Source organism: Treponema sp. R6D11 (genome assembly GCF_054786075.1).
Map to the genome: position 1 here is coordinate 1 of NZ_BDHD01000246.1, position 2,176 is coordinate 2,176.

Genomic DNA, 2,176 nt, shown 5'->3' on the forward strand with positions numbered 1-2,176 from the left:
GAAGATGATTTTGACAATGATAATTTATTGAACAACCTTGTAACTACCGATATGGTTTATCAAGGTCTTGATTTAATGGGTATTGCTACTGACGCATACCAAATAGCCGACGGGTTTCCAAAAATAATGTTCTGGTCATCAGAGCATCTTGATTTTCCTGTAGATGAAGATATGATACCTACGGACAATAAATACGGACAATGGAGAACAGTGGAACTGCCTTTAAATTATAAATCCGGCTCAGAAGTGGTAAGATTTACCTGGCCCCTTTGCGAACTGATAAGAGACGATACAAAACCTGAAACAGACCCTGACCATTGGCGTCTGCCAAGAAGAGAACCTAACGGTAAATACGGAAATGAGTTCTCTCCCCTTCCTGCAAACAAAAATTATCGGTTTAGAATATGGGTAAGAGACGGTTTTGGAAACGATAATTTTTATCCTAATCGTATCGACAACAAACGCGGACTGGGAGGTACGGCGGTTGATCCTAATACTGTGGATAAAAAAAATAAATCTATAGAAATATACCACATGGCGATTGGCGATCAAGCTATTGTTCAGGTTCCTGATATGAAGCAGTTCTACAACAGGGCTGATGCTTTTAAAATTAATTTAGTGGTTTTAACAGGCACGGGCATGGATCCAACCAATGATAAGGCTGTAGAAGCGTGGGTACATGAAAACTATGATACAACATTAGGCGCAAAATGGGGACCCTACTATGCTCATATGACAGGAAATACTAATCCATATGAATATGAACTTATTATTTCTAAAACAGATGCGCAAACATGGGGAAATAGAGAAGGAAGATATTATCTTGCATTGCAGGCTACAGACTCAGGGGGAAAACCTGGTCCATTAGAACGCAAGCCTTTTGATTTGGATTTAACGCCGCCAGAAGCAAAATTTGACCAGCCGGGTCCTTTAGATAATCAGTTTAAAACAGGCGATATTGTAGGCGGCAAATACACAATTTTATATCCTCCACAGAATTCAAGACCAAAATGGGTAACAGCGACTGTAACGGCTGGAGGAAAAAGCACAGATAGTTTCGGTGTAGAAAAAGTCTATTACCATATTGGAAAATCTGGTGATGATAAACTGAGTAACTCGGAATTAGTAACATTTTTCAATAACAATGACTCTAATGACGATGACACTAACCCAATACCAACCAACCCCTTCTGGAGAAACACCAAAGTAGGAACCGCAAATCCAGCTCCTAATTGGGGCGGCTCTGTTTATGCGTGGACTTACACTCAACCATATCCAAAAGGTTATAAAACAAGTCATGCAGATTTAGTACAGGAATTAAGCGATCTTGGCTTTATTCCCGATACCTCTGTTTCCGCTAATTATGCAACACAAGGCAAAGAAAGATTTTATCTTCCCATATATGTAAAAGTGGTAGATGTTGCCGGGAACAAGCAAATTGTTCACTATAAGTTAAGCATAGATCCTGACTTGGATGATCCGTCGATTAATTTTGTTTATCCAAAAGCAGGCGACATCGTAGGCGGAACAGTACGAATGAATGGTACTGCGGAAGACAATATTTGGATGCATACAGTCCTTATGAGAATTCATAAAGATGGCGACGGAAGTACCCCCGCAAATAACGATTACTGGTATAGACCCACTACCGTTCCTGAGACGAAATTTTTCTATGAAGAAAATCCTTCCGGCTATCCTACACCGGACTGCTCTAACGCTCAAAAAGGCTGGTTTAAGCTTACCAGTATAACCGGCGACGGTGCTGTGGTAAATTGGACAAGCACTGTAAACGGCGATGGAAAACTTAACCCTCCAACCGGTGTCGATACGGTAGATGTAACAATTGACTGTGTCGCTATTGATACCACAGTGTCAAGCGGACCTCCAAGAGCGGCAGGACCGGTTGAAACACAGATTGTTAAATTCAGTTCAAAAGTTCCTTTAATTGAAAATATTCAACTTATTAAAAACAAAGGAACCAGCATCGAAAACATTCGAGATTACAACGAAGGTATCTACACTTCCGGAAAATTTGTAATGTCAATGAAAATCAGCGCAGTTAGCGGCATCTTTAAACTTTTGGCAAAGATCAACGATAACCCCCAAGTAACGCTTATTACTAATAACTCAGTTCAGATAACAAGTAATGCTGTATGGCAGGTTACCACTCCTACAC

1 protein-coding gene is annotated in these 2,176 nt (G+C 40.3%); it reads left to right on the forward strand.

What is annotated here, in order from left to right; genetic code table 11:
- The coding region (locus ACYVTD_RS11825; protein WP_461247968.1) for a hypothetical protein at window positions 1-2,176 on the forward strand (2,176 nt) is incomplete at both ends.